At 61.5% G+C, this 20239-nt stretch carries 18 protein-coding genes; 13 read left to right on the top strand and 5 right to left on the bottom strand.

The features are described 5' to 3' along the window. Positions 1 to 96 precede the first annotated feature (96 nt). Positions 97 to 1326 (bottom strand): phosphoglycerate dehydrogenase, encoded by a 1230-nt coding sequence (gene serA, locus BMZ46_RS15375; protein WP_007953487.1) that lies wholly within the window; start codon positions 1324 to 1326, stop codon positions 97 to 99. 204 nt (positions 1327 to 1530) lie between these two features. Here serA and BMZ46_RS15370 point away from each other — a divergent pair, with 204 nt between their 5' ends. The 4 genes from BMZ46_RS15370 (at position 1531) to BMZ46_RS15355 (ending at position 5854) form a co-directional block, all read left to right on the top strand. Then, the gene (locus BMZ46_RS15370; RefSeq protein WP_039765411.1) at positions 1531 to 2925 is read left to right on the top strand and encodes an FAD-binding oxidoreductase; all 1395 of its coding nucleotides are present in this window, start codon (positions 1531 to 1533) and stop codon (positions 2923 to 2925) included. Between the two features lie 40 nt (positions 2926 to 2965). Beyond that, entirely contained in the window at positions 2966 to 3631 is a 666-nt protein-coding gene (locus BMZ46_RS15365; RefSeq protein ID WP_007953483.1) for a fumarylacetoacetate hydrolase family protein, read from the top strand. A 264-nt stretch (positions 3632 to 3895) separates the two neighbouring features. Further along, positions 3896 to 4819, top strand: coding sequence for an SdiA-regulated domain-containing protein (locus BMZ46_RS15360; RefSeq protein ID WP_074690097.1), 924 nt, complete (start codon positions 3896 to 3898; stop codon positions 4817 to 4819). A gap of 117 nt (positions 4820 to 4936) precedes the next feature. Further along, the gene (locus BMZ46_RS15355) at positions 4937 to 5854 is read left to right on the top strand and encodes an SdiA-regulated domain-containing protein (RefSeq protein WP_074690099.1); all 918 of its coding nucleotides are present in this window, start codon (positions 4937 to 4939) and stop codon (positions 5852 to 5854) included. Positions 5855 to 5999: 145 nt separating this feature from the next. On the opposite strand, the gene rpiA is transcribed toward BMZ46_RS15355, so the two are convergent. Beyond that, on the bottom strand, positions 6000 to 6674 hold the full coding sequence (rpiA, locus tag BMZ46_RS15350; RefSeq protein ID WP_007953476.1) for a ribose-5-phosphate isomerase RpiA: 675 nt from the start codon (positions 6672 to 6674) through the stop codon (positions 6000 to 6002). Between the two features lie 146 nt (positions 6675 to 6820). Between rpiA and ilvA the strand changes: the two genes are divergently transcribed. Then, on the top strand, positions 6821 to 8335 hold the full coding sequence (ilvA, locus tag BMZ46_RS15345; protein ID WP_011336426.1) for a threonine ammonia-lyase, biosynthetic: 1515 nt from the start codon (positions 6821 to 6823) through the stop codon (positions 8333 to 8335). 41 nt (positions 8336 to 8376) lie between these two features. Beyond that, positions 8377 to 8790 carry a DUF2269 family protein gene (locus BMZ46_RS15340; protein ID WP_039767881.1) on the top strand — a complete coding sequence of 138 codons (414 nt, stop codon included), beginning with the start codon at positions 8377 to 8379 and terminating at the stop codon, positions 8788 to 8790. A 103-nt stretch (positions 8791 to 8893) separates the two neighbouring features. Here BMZ46_RS15340 and BMZ46_RS15335 read toward each other — a convergent pair whose 3' ends face one another. Then, entirely contained in the window at positions 8894 to 9550 is a 657-nt protein-coding gene (locus BMZ46_RS15335) for a histidinol-phosphatase (protein ID WP_039767882.1), read from the bottom strand. Positions 9551 to 9693: 143 nt separating this feature from the next. Here BMZ46_RS15335 and BMZ46_RS15330 point away from each other — a divergent pair, with 143 nt between their 5' ends. Next, entirely contained in the window at positions 9694 to 10173 is a 480-nt protein-coding gene (locus BMZ46_RS15330) for an RNA pyrophosphohydrolase (RefSeq protein WP_003229203.1), read from the top strand. Positions 10174 to 10195: 22 nt separating this feature from the next. Next, on the top strand, positions 10196 to 12472 hold the full coding sequence (gene ptsP, locus BMZ46_RS15325; protein ID WP_074690101.1) for a phosphoenolpyruvate--protein phosphotransferase: 2277 nt from the start codon (positions 10196 to 10198) through the stop codon (positions 12470 to 12472). Positions 12473 to 12697: 225 nt separating this feature from the next. Here ptsP and BMZ46_RS15320 read toward each other — a convergent pair whose 3' ends face one another. Beyond that, positions 12698 to 13444: an NRDE family protein gene (locus BMZ46_RS15320; protein ID WP_074690105.1), complete on the bottom strand. Its 747-nt coding sequence runs from the start codon at positions 13442 to 13444 to the stop codon at positions 12698 to 12700. 131 nt (positions 13445 to 13575) lie between these two features. On the opposite strand from BMZ46_RS15320, the gene BMZ46_RS15315 reads away from it, so the two are divergent. From BMZ46_RS15315 to BMZ46_RS15305, 3 genes are all read left to right on the top strand, one after another. After that, positions 13576 to 14358 carry a sulfite exporter TauE/SafE family protein gene (locus BMZ46_RS15315; protein ID WP_074690107.1) on the top strand — a complete coding sequence of 261 codons (783 nt, stop codon included), beginning with the start codon at positions 13576 to 13578 and terminating at the stop codon, positions 14356 to 14358. 96 nt (positions 14359 to 14454) lie between these two features. After that, a complete protein-coding gene (gene lgt, locus BMZ46_RS15310; protein ID WP_039767887.1) occupies positions 14455 to 15270 on the top strand; it encodes a prolipoprotein diacylglyceryl transferase in 816 nt (271 codons plus the stop codon). Between the two features lie 50 nt (positions 15271 to 15320). Beyond that, entirely contained in the window at positions 15321 to 16292 is a 972-nt protein-coding gene (locus BMZ46_RS15305; protein ID WP_074690109.1) for a thymidylate synthase, read from the top strand. Between the two features lie 119 nt (positions 16293 to 16411). Here BMZ46_RS15305 and cadR read toward each other — a convergent pair whose 3' ends face one another. Beyond that, positions 16412 to 16861 (bottom strand): Cd(II)/Pb(II)-responsive transcriptional regulator, encoded by a 450-nt coding sequence (gene cadR, locus BMZ46_RS15300; protein ID WP_007953454.1) that lies wholly within the window; start codon positions 16859 to 16861, stop codon positions 16412 to 16414. A gap of 84 nt (positions 16862 to 16945) precedes the next feature. On the opposite strand from cadR, the gene BMZ46_RS15295 reads away from it, so the two are divergent. Next, positions 16946 to 19255, top strand: coding sequence for a heavy metal translocating P-type ATPase (locus BMZ46_RS15295; protein ID WP_074690111.1), 2310 nt, complete (start codon positions 16946 to 16948; stop codon positions 19253 to 19255). Between the two features lie 16 nt (positions 19256 to 19271). Beyond that, positions 19272 to 20135 carry a LysR family transcriptional regulator gene (locus BMZ46_RS15290; protein ID WP_039767890.1) on the top strand — a complete coding sequence of 288 codons (864 nt, stop codon included), beginning with the start codon at positions 19272 to 19274 and terminating at the stop codon, positions 20133 to 20135. The last annotated feature ends 104 nt before the right edge of the window (positions 20136 to 20239 follow it).

Genomic DNA, 20239 nt, shown 5'->3' with positions numbered 1-20239 from the left:
GGGCTCCCTTTTTTATCAGTGGCGAGTTGCGAGCTTCAAGCTTCAAGCAAAAGCGCTGTTCACTTGCCGCTTGAAGCTTGCTGCTCGCAGCTGCTCTTAAAACAGCACGCGGCTACGGATGGTGCCGTTGACGTGTTGCAGCTTCTCTTGCGCCAGCTCCGAGTACTCGGCGTCGACGTCGATCACCACGTAGCCGACCTTCTCGTTGGTCTGCAGGAACTGACCGGAGATGTTGATGCCGTTTTCGGCGAAGACCTTGTTGATCTCGCTCATCACACCCGGAATGTTCTCGTGGATGTGCAGCAGGCGGTGCTTGCCAGGGTGAGCCGGCAGGGCCACTTCCGGGAAGTTCACCGACGATACCGAAGTACCGTTGTCGCTGTACTTGACCAGTTTCTCTGCCACTTCCAGACCGATGTTGGCCTGCGCTTCAGCGGTGGAACCGCCGATGTGCGGGGTCAGGATCACGTTGTCCAGGCCACGCAGCGGGCTTTCGAACTCTTCGTCGTTGGAACGCGGCTCGACCGGGAACACGTCGATGGCGGCGCCGATCAGGTGCTTGTCCTTGATCGCGGCGGCCAGGTGATCCAGCTCGACCACGGTGCCGCGTGCAGCGTTGATCAGGATGCCGCCCTTCTTGATGGCGCGGATTTCCTTCTCGCCGATCATCCACTGGGTCGCAGCGGTTTCCGGAACGTGCAGGGTGACGATGTCGGACATGCCCAGCAGCTCGTGCAGGTTGCCGACCTGGGTCGCGTTGCCCAGTGGCAGCTTGGTCACGGTGTCGTAGAAGAACACCTGCATGCCCAGACCTTCAGCCAGGACCGACAGCTGAGTACCGATCGAGCCGTAGCCGACGATGCCCAGTTTCTTGCCACGGATCTCGAAGGAGTTGGCTGCGGACTTGATCCAGCCGCCACGGTGGCAGGACGCGTTTTTCTCAGGGATGCCGCGCAGCAGCAGGATCGCTTCGGCCAGCACCAGCTCGGCCACGGAGCGGGTGTTTGAGTACGGCGCGTTGAACACGGCGATGCCGCGCTCGCGGGCCGCTTCCAGGTCAACCTGGTTGGTGCCGATGCAGAAACAGCCGACCGCGACCAGTTTCTTCGCGTGATCGAAGATCTCTTCGGTCAGCTGGGTGCGCGAACGAATGCCGATGAAGTGAGCGTCAGCGATCTTTTCCTTGAGCTGGGCTTCCGGCAGGGAGCCTGTCAGGTATTCGATGCTGGTGTAGCCCGCCGCCTTGAGGACGTCGACAGCCGATTGGTGGACGCCTTCGAGAAGAAGGAACTTGATCTTGCTCTTATCGAGAGAAGTCTTGCTCATCTGCGTAAACCTGTATCCCGGAGAAAAATGGCAGGAAATGGTCAACAGACATTGACCTGGACGACAAGAAAGCCGTCACCGCAGAACCGGCCTTGGGCACTGGCCTGCGGGGTCGGTATGCTAGCATAGCCACCCCGCTAAACACTCATTCCTGCGACGTGAAGCGTTCTCAGGATGACCATGAATTGTTCGAGAGTTCCGTCGATGACCAATCCTGCCCTGATTGATGAACTGAAGACCCTGGTCGAGCCTGGCAAAGTCCTGACCGATGCCGACTCCTTGAACGCTTACGGCAAGGACTGGACCAAACACTTCGCCCCGGCGCCCAGCGCCATCGTGTTTCCCAAGACCATCGAGCAGGTGCAGGCCGTCGTCCGCTGGGCCAACGAACACAAAGTGGCGCTGGTGCCGTCGGGCGGGCGCACCGGGCTTTCCGCCGCAGCCGTGGCCGCCAATGGCGAAGTGGTCGTGTCGTTCGACTACATGAATCAGATTCTCGACATCAACCTGACCGACCGCACCGCCGTCTGTCAGCCGGGCGTGGTCACCGAGCAATTGCAGAACGCCGCCGAAGAACATGACTTGTACTACCCGGTGGACTTCGCATCGGCAGGTTCCAGCCAGATTGGCGGCAACATCGGCACCAATGCCGGCGGAATCAAGGTCATTCGCTACGGCATGACCCGCAATTGGGTGGCGGGCATGAAGGTCGTGACCGGCAAGGGCGACGTGCTGGAACTGAACAAGGATCTGATCAAGAACGCCACCGGTTATGACCTGCGGCAGCTGTTCATCGGCGCTGAAGGCACTCTGGGTTTTGTGGTCGAGGCCACCATGCGCCTGGATCGCGCGCCGAAAAACCTGACCGCGATGGTCCTCGGCACCGCTGATTTCGATTCGATCATGCCGGTGCTGCACGCCTTCCAGGGCCGGCTCGACCTGACCGCGTTCGAATTCTTCTCTGACAAGGCGCTGGCCAAGGTCATGGGCCGTGGCGATGTCCCGGCGCCATTCGAAACCGACTGCCCGTTCTATGCTTTGCTGGAATTCGAGGCGACCACCGAAGAAGTGGCCAACACCGCCCTGGAAACCTTCGAGCATTGCGTGGAGCAGGGCTGGGTGCTGGACGGCGTGATGAGCCAGAGCGAAACCCAGTTGCAGAACCTGTGGAAGCTGCGCGAGTACATCTCCGAAACCATCTCCCACTGGACTCCGTACAAGAACGACATCTCGGTCACCGTCTCGAAAGTCCCGGCATTCCTGCAGGAAATCGACGCGATCGTCGGTGAACACTATCCGGACTTCGAAATCGTCTGGTTCGGCCACATCGGCGATGGCAACCTGCACCTGAACATCCTCAAGCCGGACAACCTGAGCAAGGACGAGTTTTTCGCCAAGTGCGCCACCGTCAACAAATGGGTGTTCGAAACCGTCGAGAAGTACAACGGTTCGATTTCCGCCGAACACGGGGTGGGCATGACCAAGCGCGACTACTTGACCTACAGCCGCTCACCGGTGGAAATCGAATACATGAAAGCGGTCAAGGCGGTGTTCGACCCGAACGGCATCATGAATCCGGGCAAGATTTTCGCGGTTTGATTGGCAATCCCTGATGAATCAATAAAGGCAGGAGTCGGTAATGAGCTATCAGCACCAGTATGTCGACGGTACGCGGATTCATTTTCCGCTGGGGAAAGTGGTGTGCATCGGCCGTAACTACGCCGAACACGCCAAGGAACTGGACAACCCGGTGCCTACCGAGCCGTTGCTGTTCATCAAACCGGGCAGTTGCGTGGTGCCGCTGGAAGGCGGTTTCAGCATTCCGACCGAGCGTGGCTCGGTGCATTACGAGGCGGAAATCGCCGTGTTGATCGGCAAACCGCTGTCGACCAAACCGAGCCGTGAAGAAGTGCTGGACGCGATCTCCGGTTTCGCCCCGGCGCTGGACCTGACCCTGCGCGACAAGCAGGCCGAGCTCAAATCCAAGGGGCTGCCGTGGGAAATCGCCAAGTCGTTCGACGGCGCGGCGGTGATTGCGCCGTTCGTGGTGGGCAGCACCTTTGCCGACCTGACCGACATCGGCATTCGCCTGACCATCAACGGCGAAGTGCGCCAGGACGGCAACAGCAGCGCGATGCTCAACCCGATCGTGCCGATGATCCAGCACATGGCCGGCTGCTTCTCGCTGCAGGCCGGTGACGTGATCCTGACCGGCACGCCGGTGGGCGTCGGCCCGCTGAATGTCGGTGATGAGATCGTGCTGGAGCTGCCGGGCGCCAGTCGTTTCACCAGCAGCGTTCGCTGACTGCAACTCTGAAATACCTTTGTGGGAGCCAGCCTGCTGGCGATGACGGACTGTCAGTTGATGTTTCATTCGACTGATACACCGCCATCGCCAGCAGGCTGGCTCCCACGTTTGTTTTTGTGTTGTAGCCCGCAAACACATAAGGCATTCCGGCCATTTACCGTTTTTTTCACATTCTGTCCGGATAATTCCGGCCATTCTGGCGTCTGAGCCGGCCTCTTTGTGCTATTACCCGTAGCCTGAATTTTCGGAACGCGTCCTTTGATGTCATCTCAAACTCAGCTCAAACCCGCCCGCCGTTCACGCTTCGCCCTGCGCTGGTATTCCTGGCTGTTGCTGGCAGCCGCCGCTGCGTACGGGCTGGCGTTTGCCATGCATTGGGATGATCGGGGTGTGCTGTGGCTGCTGGAGCGCTTCGAAAGTACGGCCGAGAAGCAGGAAAGCGTCTGGCTCCCGGACTACCGGGTGGTCATCGACGCCAAGCTGTTGCCGGGCATGGAAAAGGACGAAGCTTCGGACCTTTCCTATAACCCGCAGACCAAAACCCTGTTTTCGGTGATGGGCAAGAATCCGTTCCTGGTCGAGCTGACCCTGCAGGGCGACGTGTTGCGCAAGATGCCCCTGGTGGGCTGGAGCAATCCGGAAGGCCTTACGGTGATGGAAAACGGCTTGATGGCGATTGTCGATGAGCGCGAGCACTTGCTCTCCATCGTCAAGGTCGATGCCGAGACTCGTGAACTGAAGCGTGACGATTTCCCTAAATACGACCTCGGCCCGTCAAAGGACCAGAACAAGGCCTTCGAAGCCATCACCTGGGACGCCCGTAACCAGCAACTGCTACTGGGCGAAGAGCGTCCACCCGCGCTGTTCACCTGGAAAAGCGACGGCAGCCAGACGCTCAAGGGCGACAAGCAGAAACTCGACAGCGACGAACTCGATATTCGTAACCTGTCGGCCCTGGCGATCGATCCGCGCACCGGTCACACCCTCGTTCTGTCCGCTGATTCGCACCTGTTGCTGGAGCTGGACGAGAAGGGCGAACAGGTCAGCTTCATGACCCTGCTCGGCGGTTTCAACGGTTTGAAGAAAACCATTCCCCGCGCCGAAGGCGTAACCATGGACGACTCGGGCACGCTGTACATGGTCAGCGAGCCGAACCTGTTCTACCGCTTCGAAAAGCAGAAGTAATCTCTCCTACAGCAATTGCAGATCTGTGCAGTTGTGGCCTGAGGCAAGTGGCCATTAAGCTTCAGTTCAGACAGGCGTGATATTTCATCCGCCTGTTTTGACTCCGAGCCTGCCTGAATGCGTCGACTTGCCCGTCCCAAGCCTCTGTTCATAATCCTGTCGATGATTGCCCTGGTCGCATTGATTGCGATCGGCCAATACATGCGCCTGTTCGAGCGTGCCTGGTTCAACCTGCATACGCTCTGGCAGCCGATGAGCAGCCAGTCCATCGGGCTGGATCAATATCGGGCAGAGATTGAAGCGAAAGTCATTGATGGGCTGAACGACGACGTCTCGGCGCTGACCTACGACCCGGTGCGCAAAAGCCTGTTCACCGTGACCAACAAGAATGCCGAACTGATCGAGCTGTCGCTGGATGGCACGATCCTGCGCCGTGTCGCCTTGATCGGCTTCGGCGATCCGGAGGCGGTGGAGTTCATCAGCGCCGACACCTATGTGATTACCGACGAGCGCCAGCAGCGCCTGATCAAGATCCATCTGGAGCATGACACCACGTTCCTTGATGCGGCGGACGCCGAGCAAATGACCCTCGGTGTGCACATGAGCGGCAACAAGGGCTTTGAAGGCCTGGCGTACGATTCGGTGGGCAAGCGCCTGTTCGTGGCCAAGGAGCGGGACCCGATGCTGATCTATGAAGTGCACGGTTTCCCGCACTTCAATCCGGAAAAATCCTACGCAGTACACGTGATCAACAATCCCAAGCGCGATGCCGGGATGTTCGTGCGCGATCTGTCGAGCCTGCAATACGACGAGCGCAGCGGTCATTTACTGGCGCTGTCCGACGAGTCGCGGCTGATTCTGGAGCTGGATGTGGACGGGCGCCCGTTGAGCACCATGTCGTTGAGCGGTGGCCGGCAGGGTCTGAAGAAAACCGTGCCGCAGGCGGAAGGTATCGCGATGGATGACGATGGGGCGTTGTATCTGGTGAGCGAGCCGAATCTGTTTTATGTCTTCAGGAAGCCTGTGCAGAATTAACCAACACCACAAAACACTGTGGGAGCGAGCTTGCTCGGGATGAGGGAGGGTCAGTCGCCAAACATGTCGACTGACACACCGCTATCGCTAGCAAGCTAGCTCCCACAGGTTTTTCATCTGCCCACAAATATGTGGGCAGCCTGGTTTATTCAGCTTTGAGGGTCTTCACGCCTTCGCTGGTACCCAGCAACAACAGATCCGCCGGACGCGCCGCGAACAGGCCGTTGGTGACCACGCCGACGATCGCATTGATCTGCGCTTCCAGCTCCACCGGATTGGTGATCTGCAGATTGTGCACGTCGAGGATGATGTTGCCGTTGTCGGTCAGCACGCCTTCGCGATAGACCGGGTCGCCGCCCAGTTTCACCAGTTGGCGGGCGACGTGGCTGCGGGCCATCGGGATCACTTCCACCGGCAGCGGGAACGCGCCGAGCACCGGCACCAGTTTGCTGGCGTCGGCGATACAGATGAAGGTCTGGGCCACGGCCGCGACGATCTTCTCGCGGGTCAGGGCTGCGCCGCCGCCCTTGATCAGGTTCAGGTGTTCGTCGCTTTCATCGGCGCCGTCGACGTAGAACTCCAGGTTGCTCACGGTGTTCAGCTCGTACACCGGAATCCCGTGGCCCTTGAGGCGCGCGGCAGTGGCTTCGGAGCTTGCGACCGCGCCATCGAACGCGCCCTTGTGCTGGGCCAGGGCGTCGATGAAGCAGTTGGCGGTGGAGCCGGTGCCGACGCCGACGATGCTCTTGTCGTCGAGTTTCGGAAGGATGAAGTCGACGGCAGCCTGGGCCACGGCCTGTTTGAGTTGATCCTGGGTCATGCGGGCTCCGGAAGCGGGCAAGGTAAGAACGGAAAGGCCGGCATTATAGCCTCAAGCCGGGCTAAAACCTCTGGATTCGTGTGGTCGTGCGCCCAAAAGCCGGGTTAGACTCGCTGGTCCCGCCCAATCGCCAGTGATGCTTTCCGATGCTCGAACAGTACGTCAAAAAGATCCTCACCTCGCGCGTTTATGACGTTGCCGTAGAAACCCCGCTGCAGAACGCCCGCCAGCTCTCCGAGCGGCTGGGCAACGACATCTGGCTCAAGCGTGAAGACTTGCAGCCAGTGTTTTCGTTCAAGATTCGCGGCGCCTACAACAAGCTGACCCAGTTGAGCGACGAAGAGCGCGCTCGCGGCGTGGTCACCGCGTCGGCGGGCAACCATGCACAGGGCCTGGCCCTGGCGGCGAAAGTGTTGGGCGTGAAAGCGACCATCGTGATGCCCAAGACCACCCCGGAGATCAAGGTCGAAGGCGTGCGCTCGCGCGGTGGCAAAGTGGTGCTGCACGGCGATTCCTTTCCGGAAGCGCTGGCTTACTCGCTGAAACTGGTCGATGAAAAAGGCTACGTCTACATCCACCCGTACGATGATCCGCACACCATTGCCGGGCAGGGCACCGTGGCGATGGAGATTCTGCGCCAGCACCCGCAGCCGCTGGATGCGATCTTCGTTCCGGTGGGCGGCGGCGGTCTGATCGCCGGCATCGCGGCCTACGTGAAATACCTGCGCCCGGACATCAAGGTCATCGGCGTCGAGCCCGACGACTCCAACTGTTTGCAAGCGGCGATGGCGGCAGGCGAACGCGTGGTGCTGCCGACCGTAGGCATCTTCGCCGACGGCGTGGCGGTGGCGCAGATCGGCCAGCACACCTTCGACATCTGCAAGGATTACGTCGACGAAGTGATCACCGTCAGCACCGACGAAATCTGCGCGGCGATCAAGGACATCTACGACGACACCCGTTCGATCACCGAACCGGCCGGCGCCCTGGGCGTGGCCGGGATCAAGAAGTATGTCGAGCAGCGCGGCGTCAGCGGCCAGACCTTCGTGGCCATCGACTCCGGGGCCAACGTCAACTTCGACCGCTTGCGCCACGTCGCCGAGCGCGCCGAACTGGGTGAAGGCCGCGAAGCGATTATCGCCGTGACCATCCCGGAGAAGGCCGGCAGCTTCAAGGCGTTCTGCGAGGCCATCGGCAAGCGCCAGATCACCGAATTCAACTACCGCTATAACAATGGCAGCGAAGCGCACATCTTCGTCGGCGTACAGACTCACCCGGACAACGACCCGCGCAGTGCACTGCTGGCGAGCCTGACCGAGCAGGGTTTCCCGGTGCTCGACCTGACCGACAACGAACTGGCCAAACTGCACATCCGTCACATGGTCGGCGGGCGCGCCGCGCACGTGGTCGATGAAGTGGTGCTGCGCTTCGAGTTCCCGGAGCGTCCGGGCGCGCTGTTTAACTTCCTCAACAAGCTCGGCGGTCGCTGGAACATCTCGATGTTCCACTACCGCAACCACGGAGCAGCAGACGGACGAGTAGTGGCGGGCCTGCAAGTGCCCCACGACGAACGTCATCTGGTTCCCGCAGCCCTTGAGGAAATCGGCTACCCGTACTGGGACGAAAGCGACAACCCGGCCTATCAGCTGTTTCTTGGCTGAACGGCTACGCTGATGGGTATGGCCTAAGGAAAGAGAAATACATGGAAACCCTGACCACCCTGAAAGTCCTTCACGTCGCGGCGACCGTGGTAATCCTGGCGAGCGGGCTGGGGCTCGCCGCTGCTTCCTGGCGTAATCGCAGCGAAGGGCCGGCCAGCACGATGCAGCGACCCTGGCTGTTCGTCTGGTGTCTGATGCTGATCGGCGTGCTCAGCATGCCTTTCACCGGCTGGTGGCTGGTGCACCTGGTTGGCTGGCCACTGGGGCAGTTCTGGATTCTGGGGTCCAGCGTGATCTATGCCGTGGCCACCTTTAGTGCGGTCTGGCTGCTTGTTCGGCTTAATCGGCTGTGGACAAGCGGGGTCGGCAACCGGAAATTCAATCTGGCGCTGGCGATTGTCAGCGGCGTCGGATTTCTGGCCATTGCGGCGTTGATGGGGGCCAAGCCGGTTTAAGGCTTGGGACCGTGTCGATCCGTTCGCGAGCAGGCTCGCTCCCACATTGATCTGAGGCGTTCACACATCCCCTGTGGGAGCTGCGGTTGCCTGCGACGCGATATCAGCCGCGCAGGCTGATGACGGGCCAACCGCGCTTCTCGGCTTCGGCCAGCAGGTTCGGGTCAGGGTCGACCGCCACCGGATTCGTCACCTGCTCCAGCAGCGGCAGGTCATTCATCGAGTCGCTGTAGAAGTAGCTGCCTTCCAGCGAATATCCGGTTTCCTCCAGCCAGCGGTTCAGGCGCGTCACCTTGCCTTCGCGGAAGCACGGCACGTCGGTGCTGCGTCCGGTGTAGCGACCGTCCTGCATCTCGCACTCGGTGGCGATCAGGGTTTCGACGCCCAGGCGCACCGCAATCGGCGCGGTGACGAAGCGGTTGGTGGCGGTGATGATCACCAGTTTGTCGCCGGCATCGCGGTGCTTTTTCAGCAGATCGAGCGCCTTGGGCAGGACGATCGGCTCGATGCAGTCGCGCATGTAATCGCTGTGCCACTGCTCAAGCACGGCCATCTCGGTGCGGCCGAGGATTTCCAGGCAGAAGTTCAGGTATGCGGCGTTATCCAGTTTGCCGGCCAGGTAATCCTGATAGAACTCGTCGTTGCGCGCCTTGTAGGCGATCGGGTCGAGGAAGCCGCGTTCGCACAGATAATCGCCCCAAGCGTGATCGCTGTCGCCGCCCAGAAGGGTGTTGTCCAAATCGAATAAAGCCAGGCGCATTGCAGTTACCCGCTGAAAAGTCAGTAAAAAGGCCACAAGAATACGGTCTTTTCACAAGAGTGCACATAAGCTCGGAACCTTCGTTGCCGCCTTCACAACCTTTGTGGAACAATGCGGCGACATGCGTTTGCGAGGTTGTTGCCGTGATCGACCCCGATGGTTTCCGCCCTAATGTCGGGATCATTCTGACGAATGACGCCGGCCAGGTGCTATGGGCTCGCCGTATCAATCAGGATGCCTGGCAGTTTCCGCAAGGGGGAATCAACCCCGAGGAGACGCCCGAAGACGCCTTGTACCGCGAGCTGAACGAAGAAGTTGGCCTGGAACGCGAAGATGTTGAAATACTGGCCTGCACTCGGGGCTGGTTGCGCTATCGTTTGCCGCAACGTCTGGTGCGAACCCACAGCCAACCGCTGTGCATCGGCCAGAAACAGAAATGGTTTCTCCTGCGCCTGATCTCCAACGAGCAGCGGGTGCGGATGGATTTGACCGGTAAACCGGAGTTCGATGGCTGGCGCTGGGTCAGTTATTGGTATCCGTTGGGCCAGGTGGTGACATTCAAGCGCGAAGTGTATCGCCGCGCTCTCAAAGAGCTTGCCCCGCGCCTTTTAGCGCGCGACTGACGACGGAGTTCGACCCCGAGCCATGCTCAATACGCTGCGCAAGATCGTCCAGGAAGTTAACTCCGCCAAGGATCTCAAGGCGGCGTTGGGGATTATTGTGTTGCGCGTCAAAGAGGCCATGGGCAGCCAGGTCTGCTCGGTCTACCTGCTTGATCCAGAGACCAACCGCTTCGTGCTGATGGCCACCGAGGGCTTGAACAAGCGCTCGATCGGCAAGGTCAGCATGGCACCCAACGAAGGTCTGGTCGGCCTGGTCGGCACGCGTGAAGAACCCCTGAACCTCGAAAACGCCGCGGATCACCCGCGCTACCGCTACTTCGCCGAGACCGGCGAGGAGCGCTACGCCTCGTTTCTCGGGGCGCCGATCATTCACCACCGCCGCGTCGTCGGCGTGTTGGTCATCCAGCAGAAAGAACGCCGCCAGTTCGATGAGGGTGAAGAAGCCTTCCTCGTGACCATGAGCGCGCAGCTCGCGGGCGTAATCGCCCACGCCGAGGCCACCGGCTCGATCCGTGGTCTGGGCCGTCAGGGCAAGGGCATCCAGGAAGCCAAGTTCGTCGGCGTCCCGGGTTCGCCGGGCGCAGCGGTCGGTACCGCGGTGGTCATGCTGCCACCGGCGGATCTGGACGTGGTGCCGGACAAGACCATCACCGACATCGACGCGGAACTGGCGCTGTTCAAGACCGCCATCGAAGGCGTGCGCGCCGACATGCGTGCGTTGTCGGCCAAACTGGCGACCCAGCTGCGCCCGGAAGAGCGTGCGCTGTTCGACGTCTACCTGATGATGCTCGACGATGCCTCGCTGGGCAGCGAAATCACCAACGTGATCAAGACCGGCCAGTGGGCCCAGGGCGCGTTGCGTCAGGTCGTGACCGATCACGTCAACCGTTTCGATCTGATGGACGACGAGTACCTGCGTGAGCGGGCATCGGACGTCAAGGACCTCGGCCGCCGGCTGCTCGCCTATTTGCAGGAGGAGCGTCAGCAGAATCTGGTCTACCCGGAAAAAACCATTCTGGTCAGCGAAGAACTGACGCCGGCGATGCTCGGCGAGGTGCCGGAAGGCACGCTGGTCGGTCTGGTGTCGGTACTCGGTTCGGGCAACTCCCACGTCGCGATCCTGGCCCGGGCCATGGGCATCCCGACAGTAATGGGTCTGGTCGATCTGCCGTACGCCAAGGTCGACGGCATCGAAATGATCGTCGACGGCACACGGGGCGAGGTTTACACCAACCCCAGCGAAGTGCTGCGCAAACAGTTCACCGAGGTGGTGGAGGAAGAGAAGCAACTGGCGCTGGGGCTCGATACCCTGCGCGACCTGCCGTGTGTGACCCTGGACGGCCACCGCATGCCACTGTGGGTCAACACCGGCCTGCTGGCGGACGTGGCGCGAGCGCAGAAGCGCGGCGCCGAAGGTGTCGGTCTTTACCGCACCGAAGTGCCGTTCATGATCAACCAGCGCTTCCCGAGCGAGAAGGAACAACTGGCGATTTACCGCGAGCAGCTCGCTGCATTCCACCCGCAACCGGTGACCATGCGCAGCCTGGACATCGGCGGTGACAAGTCGCTGTCGTACTTCCCGATCAAGGAAGACAACCCGTTCCTCGGCTGGCGCGGGATCCGCGTCACCCTCGACCACCCGGAAATCTTCCTGGTGCAGACCCGCGCGATGCTCAAGGCCAGCGAAGGCCTGAACAACCTGCGGATCCTGCTGCCGATGATCTCCGGCATCCACGAGCTCGAAGAGGCACTGCACCTGATCCACCGGGCCTGGGGCGAAGTGCGCGACGAAGGCACCGACGTGCCGATGCCGCCGGTGGGCGTGATGATCGAAATTCCTGCGGCGGTTTACCAGACCAAAGAGCTGGCGCGGATGGTGGACTTCCTGTCGGTCGGCTCCAACGACCTGACCCAGTACCTGCTGGCGGTGGACCGCAACAACCCGCGGGTGGCCGATCTCTACGACTACCTGCACCCGGCGGTGCTGCAAGCCCTGCAAACCGTGGTGCGCGACGCCCATGCCGAAGGCAAGCCGGTGAGCATCTGCGGCGAGATGGCCGGTGACCCGGCGGCCGCGGTGCTGTTGATGGCGATGGGTTTCGACAGCCTGTCGATGAACGCCACCAACCTGCCGAAGGTGAAGTGGATGCTGCGTCAGATCAACCTGAGCAAGGCCAAGGACCTGCTGGCGGAACTGATGACCATCGACAACCCGCAGGTCATCCACAGCTCGCTGCAACTGGCGCTGAAGAATCTTGGGTTGGCGAAGATGGTCAATCCGGCGGCGGTCAAGGTCTGAAGTCAAAAGCCTGAGATCAAAAGCTTACCCTCACCCTAACCCTCTCCCGGAGGGAGAGGGGACTGATTGGGGGTTGCTGCAGAGATCCGTCGACCTGGAGTTGCTGTAGTGAATCCATAATCGACACAGGTTTTTCAGGTCGATGTCTAGCTCAAGACACCTCGGTCGGCCCCCTCTCCCTCCGGGAGAGGGCTGGGTGGGCGGCGTTCCGATGAGGGCTTGCTTTTAAAGGTAAATCTCAACTTCCCCCAAGTGCCCGCCATACGGCCCGAAACTCCGCTCCACCATCCGCCGCGTCCCATCCGCCTGCACAATCAACGCCGTACTCGCCCGAGTCCCGTAACTCTGGCTGGCAATAAACACACTCGACAACAACGACTCGGTCGCCAGGCCCACGCCGGTGTCCGGCAGATCAGCAAACGGCGCCGTTTGCGTATCCCCCAACAACGCCAACAATCGCTCGGGCTGCGGATCATCCAGCACCGCACTCAATGCCGCCTTGGCCTTGAGCAGTTTCGGCCACGGCGTATCCAGCCCGGCGTTGGACAGGCCATAGACGCCGGGCTGCAACATCACCGGTTCCGAAGACCGCGCATTGAAGTGCCACAGCTCGTTGGCATTGCCCAGCAGCAGGTTGAAGCCGGCATAGTCCGGCGAACGGGCGACAACGTCGGACAAATAGTCATCGATCGACAGGTTTCCGGTCAGAAACCCTGCCACCAGCTCGCCCCGAGAGCGTCGGGCCGGCGGCTGATGCGGATCACGAATATTGGTCAGCGCCGCAAAACGACCGTTGGCGCCCAGACCGAGCCAGGTTCCCCCAGCCTCAAGATCGCGACCGGCGTGAACGTGCGGCGACTCGGGCCACTGCGCCAGCGGCAGGCTGGGCCGCGCGTAGAACTCGTCACGGTTGGCCGCGACGATCAGCGGCTGGGCATGCCCCGGCCGCCAGGCGAAAACGATCAGGCACATAAGGTGGTCCTTGTGTGTTTTTGGCCCACTCTACGCAGACATCGTCCGTGCATCCATCGCCAGTGGAGCCGAAGGGTATCCATCCGTTACCATGCCGCTCCGGTTTTGGGGACGCGCCTTGGGAGGCAGTCATGGAATTTCTGCTCTATCTGGCGCTGGGCGCCTGTGCGGGCGTACTGGCCGGGCTGTTCGGGGTGGGCGGCGGGATCATCATCGTCCCGGTGCTGGTGTTCAGTTTCACCTTGCAGGGCTTCGATCCGTCGATCCTGACCCATCTGGCGGTCGGCACGTCCCTGGCGACGATCATCTTCACTTCGGTCAACGCCGTGCGCGAACACCATCGACGCGGCGCCGTGCGCTGGCCGATTTTCCGCTGGATGACCGTGGGCATTCTGCTCGGCGCCGGTTTCGGTGCATTGACCGCCGAAGCGATCTCCGGCCCGAACCTGCAAAAGATCATCGGTGTGTTCGCCCTGGTGATTGCGGCGCAGTTGGCGCTGGACGTCAAACCCAAGGCCAGCCGAACGGTGCCGGGTAAACTCGGTCTGACCGTGGCCGGCAGTGTGATCGGCTGGGCGTCGGCGATTTTCGGGATTGGCGGCGGTTCGCTGACCGTGCCGTTCCTGACATGGCGCAGCGTGCCGATGCAGCAGGCGGTGGCGACCTCGTCGGCCTGTGGCCTGCCGATTGCTGTGGCCAGTGCAATAAGTTTCATGATTCTGGGCTGGCATGATCCGTTGCTGCCGGCCCATAGTCTCGGTTTTGTGTATTTGCCGGCGCTGTTTGGCATTGCCCTGACCAGCATGGTGTTCGCCCGTCTCGGCGCGCGGCTGGCGCACAGGTTGTCGCCGAAGTTGCTGAAACGGCTGTTCGCGGCTTTGCTGTTTTGCGTGGGCCTGAGCTTTCTGTTCTGAGCCGTGTGTTTTGGCAGGTCGCAATCCTGGCTTAATCCTGAGGTGACAGCGTCGCCCGGGAATTTTTGAAGATTTGAACGCTAACGAGGAGTCGCAATGCTGCCTTACCCGCAGATCGATCCGGTGGCTTTGGCCATCGGTCCGCTGAAAATCCACTGGTACGGCCTGATGTACCTGGTCGGCATCGGCGGCGCGTGGCTGCTGGCATCGCGCCGGCTCAACCGTTTCGACCCGACCTGGACCAAGGAAAAGCTGTCCGACCTGGTGTTCTGGCTGTCGATGGGGGTGATTGTCGGCGGGCGTCTTGGTTATGTGCTGTTCTATGACTTGAGCGCTTACCTGGCCAACCCGACACTGATTTTCGAAGTGTGGAAGGGCGGCATGTCGTTCCACGGCGGTTTCATCGGCGTGATGCTGGCCGCGTTGTGGTTCGGCAAGCGTAACGGCAAGTCGTTCTTCCAGCTGATGGACTTCGTCGCGCCGATGGTGCCGATCGGCCTGGGCGCCGGGCGTATCGGCAACTTCATCAACGCCGAGCTGTGGGGCAAGGCCACCGACGTGCCGTGGGCCATGGTGTTCCCGCCGTTCAGCGACCCGGCGCAACTGCCGCGTCACCCGTCGCAGTTGTATCAGTTCGCACTGGAAGGCGTGGCGCTGTTCCTGATCCTCTGGCTGTTCTCGCGCAAGCCACGGCCGACCATGGCGGTCTCGGGCATGTTCGCGCTGTTTTATGGCATCTTCCGTTTCATCGTCGAATTCGTCCGCGTGCCGGACGCGCAACTGGGCTATCTGGCCTGGAACTGGCTGACCATGGGTCAGGTACTCTGCGTACCGATGATCATCGGCGGGCTGTTCCTGATCTGGCTGGCCTACCACCGCGCCCCGGCGGCGCCGGTTGCACCGACAGCTTAAATATTCGAACCCCGGCGATGTCTGCCGGGGCTCAAGGACACAGGTAACTCATGAAGCAATATCTCGATCTGGTGTCGCACGTCATCAACAACGGCACCAAACAGGCCAACCGTACCGGCGTGAACACCATCAGCTTTCCGGGCGCCATGCTGCGCTTCGATCTGCAGGAAGGTTTCCCGGCGATCACCACCCGCAAGATGGCCTTCAAATCGGCCATCGGCGAGATGTGCGGCTTTCTGCGTGGCGTGAACAACGCCGCCGAATTCCGTGCGCTGGGCTGCAAGGTCTGGGATCAGAACGCCAACGAAAACGCTCAGTGGCTGGCCAATCCGTTCCGTCAGGGCGAAGACGACCTCGGCGAAATCTACGGCGTGCAATGGCGCAAATGGCCGGCGTACAAGCAGATCCCGCTGAGCAACACCGCCGCCATCGAACAAACCCTGAGCAACGGCTACAAGCAGATTGCCCAGGGCGAAGAAGACGGCCAGGCCTACGTGGTGCTGTACAAGGCCATCGATCAGGTGCGCCAGTGCGTCGACACGATCATCAAGGATCCGGGCAGCCGGCGCATCCTGTTCCACGGCTGGAACTGCGCCCAGCTCGATGAAATGGCCCTGCCGCCGTGCCATCTGCTGTACCAGTTCCACCCGAATGTCGAGACCAAGGAAATCTCCCTGACCCTCTACATCCGCTCCAACGACCTGGGCCTGGGCACGCCGTTCAACCTCACCGAAGGCGCCGCGCTGCTGAGCCTGATCGGTCGCCTGACCGGCTACACGCCGCGCTGGTTCACCTATTTCATCGGTGACGCCCACGTCTACGAAAACCACCTCGACATGCTCAACGAACAGCTCAAGCGCGAGCCGTTCGCCATGCCGAAACTGAAGATTTCGGACCGCGTGCCGGAGTTTGCCAAGACGGGTTTGTATCAGCCGGAGTGGCTGGAGCTGGTTGAGCCGAGTGATTTTTCGCTGGAAGGCTACGAGCACCATGCGCCGATGACCGCGCCGATGGCGGTCTAGTCGGCAGGATCGTTCCCACGCTCTGCGTGGGAATGAATCCCGTGACGCTCCGCGTCACTTTGGACGCGGAGCGTCCATGGCGGCATTCCCACGCGGAGCATGGGAACGAGCGTCAATCGTTAGTGGCCGTGACTGCGGCCCACATGCGAATGCTCAACCTCCGCCGCCACAACCCCGCCACTCACTTCCAGCCGCTGCAGGATCCCGCACTGATCCGCCTCCGGCCCTTCGCCACAACGCTGGCGCAGGTCGAGCAGTTGCGTCTGCAACGCCAGTAGCCCGTCGATCCGCGCCTTGACGTGCTGGATGTGTTCGTCGATCAGCGCATTCACGCTTTCGCACTGATCCTGCGGGCTGTCGCGCAGGGCGAGCAGGCTGCGGATTTCTTCGAGGGTCATGTCGAGTGTGCGGCAGTTGCGGATGAAGGTCAGGCGCTCGGCATGCGCCTGGGTGTAGACGCGGTAGTTGCCGTCGCTGCGGGCCGGTTCCGGCAGCAGGTTTTCACGCTCGTAGTAGCGGATGGTTTCCACGGCGCAATCGGTCTGTTTCGCCAGTTCTCCGATCTTCATGACGGCAATCTCCAAAAGGGTGCTTGACCCTATAGTGGCTACAGGGTCTTTACTTGGCAACAGGCACCTTCATGGACGCGACCAATGAGCGATTCCCTGCACACCCACAAGCCCGGCGACGGGCACGATCACAGTCACAAACTGCAGCCTGTGCATAAACATGCCCACGGCGGCGATTCCTGCTGTGGGTCGAAAACCGTTACGCCTGCGCCGGTTCATTCGAGTGAAGACTCGTGCTGTTCGTCGAAAGTCGCCGCACCTTCGCTTGTTCAACTGAGCGAGGCAAAAAGCGCCGACGCCCGGCTGAGCAACTTCCGCATCGAGGCGATGGACTGCCCGACGGAGCAGACGCTGATCCAGAACAAGCTTGGCAAACTGGCCGGGATCCAGCAGCTGGAATTCAACCTGATCAACCGCGTGCTCGGCGTGACTCACAATCTGGCGGACACCGCGCCGATCATCGACGCGATCAAATCCCTCGGCATGCAGGCCGAGCCGCTGGAGGCGGGCGTCGAAGCGCCAACGCCGGCGCCGGTGAAAAAACACTGGTGGCCGCTGGCGCTTTCCGGCGTCGGTGCGCTGGCTGCTGAAGTTATCCACTTCACCAGCGCCGCGCCGACCTGGGTGGTGGCGATCATCGCGTTGATCTCGATCCTCAGCGGCGGCCTGACCACCTACAAGAAGGGCTGGATCGCCCTGAAGAACCGCAACCTCAACATCAATGCGCTGATGAGCATCGCCGTGACCGGCGCCGTGTTGATTGGCCAGTGGCCGGAAGCGGCGATGGTGATGTTCCTGTTCACCGTGGCCGAGCTGATCGAAGCGCGCTCGCTGGATCGCGCGCGCAACGCCATCAGCGGCCTGATGCAGATGACTCCGGAGCAGGCGACGGTGTTGCGGGCTGACGGCAACTGGGTCGAACTGGACGTCAAAAGTATCGATCTCGGCGCCCGCGTGCGGGTCAAGCCCGGTGAGCGTATCGCGCTGGACGGTGAAGTCGTCAGCGGCAGTTCGACCATTGATCAGGCGCCGATCACCGGTGAAAGCCTGCCGGTGGAAAAAACCGTTGGCGACAAGGTGTTCGCCGGCACCATCAACCAGGCCGGTTCGCTGGAATATGCGGTGACCGCTGCGGCGAACAATTCCACCCTGGCGCGAATCATCCACGCCGTGGAACAGGCGCAAGGTGCACGGGCGCCGACTCAGCGCTTCGTCGATCAGTTCTCGAAAATCTACACCCCGGTGGTCTTCGTCCTGGCCCTGGCCGTGGCGATCATCCCGCCGCTGTTCATGGGCGCCGCGTGGTTCGACTGGATCTACCGCGCGCTGGTGCTGCTGGTCGTCGCGTGCCCGTGCGCATTGGTGATTTCCACCCCGGTGACCATCGTCAGTGGCCTCGCCGCAGCGGCGCGCAAAGGTATTCTGGTCAAGGGCGGCGTGTACCTGGAGGGCGGTTTCAAGCTCGACTATCTGGCCCTCGACAAGACCGGCACCCTCACCCACGGCAAACCGGTGCAGACCGATTACCTGTCCCTCGACCCGACCGCCGACGCCACGGCCCCGGCGATTGCCGCCGCGCTGGCCGGGCGTTCCGATCATCCGGTGTCGCTGGCCATCGCCAACGCGGCTGTGGATAAAGGTTTCGCGGCTCTGGTTGTGGACAACTTCGAAGCGCTGGCCGGCCGTGGGGTAAAAGGCGAGGTCAACGGTCAGGTCTACCATTTGGGCAACCACCGTCTGGTCGAAGAGCTGGGCCTGTGCTCGCCGCAACTGGAAGAAAAACTGTTCGCGCTGGAGAAACAGGGCAAGTCCGTGGTGCTGCTGCTCGACCGCTCCGGCCCGCTGGCGCTGTTCGCCGTGGCCGATACCGTCAAGGAAACCAGCCGCGAGGCGATCCGCCAATTGCACGAACTGGGCGTGAAAACCCTGATGCTCACCGGCGACAACGTCCACACCGCCCAGGCGATTGCGGCGCAGGTCGGGATCGATCAGGCCAAGGGCGACTTGCTGCCCACCGATAAACTGCAAGCCATCGAAGACCTGTATGCGCAGGGCCGTCGGGTCGGCATGGTCGGCGACGGCATCAACGATGCGCCGGCACTGGCTCGCGCCGAAATCGGTTTTGCGATGGCGGCGGCAGGCACCGACACGGCGATCGAAACCGCCGATGTCGCCCTGATGGACGACGATCTGCGCAAGATACCGGCGTTCATCAGCCTGTCGCGCCATACCGCCGCTATCCTCAAACAGAACATCGCGCTGGCGCTGGTGATCAAGGCGATCTTTCTTGGGGTAACCTTCGCCGGGCTCGCCACCATGTGGATGGCGGTGTTTGCCGACATGGGCGTGAGCCTGCTGGTGGTGTTCAACGGTTTGCGCCTGCTGCGCAAATAGAGGAAGAGGGACGGTTGTGCTGAGTGCCGAGCTGAAGGCTTTTTACATGGTGGCCCGCTTGGGCAGCATCACGCTGGCGGCGAAAAAGCTCGGCCTCAGCCAACCGACCGTGACCACCCAGATCCGCAATCTGGAAAGCCAGTATTCGGTTGAGCTGTTCTACCGTGGCGGCCGGCGTCTGAGCGTCAGCGACGAAGGCGCGCGGCTGTTGCCGATGGTCAAGGCGCTGTTGCAGCAAGAAGCCGATATCGAATTCTTCCTGCGCAACAGCGGCCAGGTCCAGGGCACGCTGCGCATCGCCGCCACCGCGCCGTATTACATCCTCGATCTGGTGAAGACCTTCCGCGAGCGCCTGCCGCAGGTGGAAGTCTCGGTGGAAATCGGCAACTCGCAGCAGGTGCTCGAAGCGCTGGAGGATTACCGGGTGGATGTCGCGGCGTCGTCGCAACTGCTCGACGATGCGCGGCTGATCCGCCGGGTGCTCGGCAGCGATCCGCTGGTGCTGGCGGTGCATCGCAATCATCCGCTGGCGGCGCACGACCATGTGGCGCTGAGCGCGCTGGCCGGGCATACCTTGCTGATGCGTGAATCCGGCTCGACCACTCGGCGGCTCACCGAAGAATTGCTCGCCAGTGCAGGCGTCAGTTTCGGCCCGTTGCTGGAGATCGGCAGCCGCGAGTCGATCCGCGAAGCGGTGCTGCGCAACATCGGCATCAGCATCATCGCCCGCCAGGAAGTGCCGCACGATCCGCAGTTGCGGGTGCTGACCCTCGAAAATGCGCCGCAGATTCCCGAATACCTCTACTGCCTCAAGGAACGCAAGAACGCTCGCTTGCCGGCCGCGTTTCTCGGCCTGGCGCAGGAAATGTCCCCGGCTTGATCGTAATGATCGTTTCCACGCTCTGCGTGGGAATGCCTCATTGGACGCTCTGCGTCCGCTCTTGGGACGCGGAGCGTCCCGGGCTGCATTCCCACGCAGAGCGT

This window comes from Pseudomonas sp. NFIX49, assembly GCF_900115915.1.
GTDB classification, from domain to species: domain Bacteria; phylum Pseudomonadota; class Gammaproteobacteria; order Pseudomonadales; family Pseudomonadaceae; genus Aquipseudomonas; species Aquipseudomonas pharyngis.
Note: the sequence above shows the minus strand (reverse complement) of the source record. Positions and strands in the feature narration are given on the sequence as shown.

What these genes read in the sequence shown, in the direction of transcription:
- serA (WP_007953487.1), bottom strand. Translation starts at nt 1,326, where the DNA reads ATGAGCAAGACTTCTCTCGATAAGAGCAAGATCAAGTTCCTTCTTCTC.
- BMZ46_RS15370 (WP_039765411.1), top strand. Translation starts at nt 1,531, where the DNA reads ATGACCAATCCTGCCCTGATTGATGAACTGAAGACCCTGGTCGAGCCT.
- BMZ46_RS15365 (WP_007953483.1), top strand. Translation starts at nt 2,966, where the DNA reads ATGAGCTATCAGCACCAGTATGTCGACGGTACGCGGATTCATTTTCCG.
- BMZ46_RS15360 (WP_074690097.1), top strand. Translation starts at nt 3,896, where the DNA reads ATGTCATCTCAAACTCAGCTCAAACCCGCCCGCCGTTCACGCTTCGCC.
- BMZ46_RS15355 (WP_074690099.1), top strand. Translation starts at nt 4,937, where the DNA reads ATGCGTCGACTTGCCCGTCCCAAGCCTCTGTTCATAATCCTGTCGATG.
- rpiA (WP_007953476.1), bottom strand. Translation starts at nt 6,674, where the DNA reads ATGACCCAGGATCAACTCAAACAGGCCGTGGCCCAGGCTGCCGTCGAC.
- ilvA (WP_011336426.1), top strand. Translation starts at nt 6,821, where the DNA reads ATGCTCGAACAGTACGTCAAAAAGATCCTCACCTCGCGCGTTTATGAC.
- BMZ46_RS15340 (WP_039767881.1), top strand. Translation starts at nt 8,377, where the DNA reads ATGGAAACCCTGACCACCCTGAAAGTCCTTCACGTCGCGGCGACCGTG.
- BMZ46_RS15335 (WP_039767882.1), bottom strand. Translation starts at nt 9,550, where the DNA reads ATGCGCCTGGCTTTATTCGATTTGGACAACACCCTTCTGGGCGGCGAC.
- ptsP (WP_074690101.1), top strand. Translation starts at nt 10,196, where the DNA reads ATGCTCAATACGCTGCGCAAGATCGTCCAGGAAGTTAACTCCGCCAAG.
- BMZ46_RS15320 (WP_074690105.1), bottom strand. Translation starts at nt 13,444, where the DNA reads ATGTGCCTGATCGTTTTCGCCTGGCGGCCGGGGCATGCCCAGCCGCTG.
- BMZ46_RS15315 (WP_074690107.1), top strand. Translation starts at nt 13,576, where the DNA reads ATGGAATTTCTGCTCTATCTGGCGCTGGGCGCCTGTGCGGGCGTACTG.
- lgt (WP_039767887.1), top strand. Translation starts at nt 14,455, where the DNA reads ATGCTGCCTTACCCGCAGATCGATCCGGTGGCTTTGGCCATCGGTCCG.
- BMZ46_RS15305 (WP_074690109.1), top strand. Translation starts at nt 15,321, where the DNA reads ATGAAGCAATATCTCGATCTGGTGTCGCACGTCATCAACAACGGCACC.
- cadR (WP_007953454.1), bottom strand. Translation starts at nt 16,861, where the DNA reads ATGAAGATCGGAGAACTGGCGAAACAGACCGATTGCGCCGTGGAAACC.
- BMZ46_RS15295 (WP_074690111.1), top strand. Translation starts at nt 16,946, where the DNA reads ATGAGCGATTCCCTGCACACCCACAAGCCCGGCGACGGGCACGATCAC.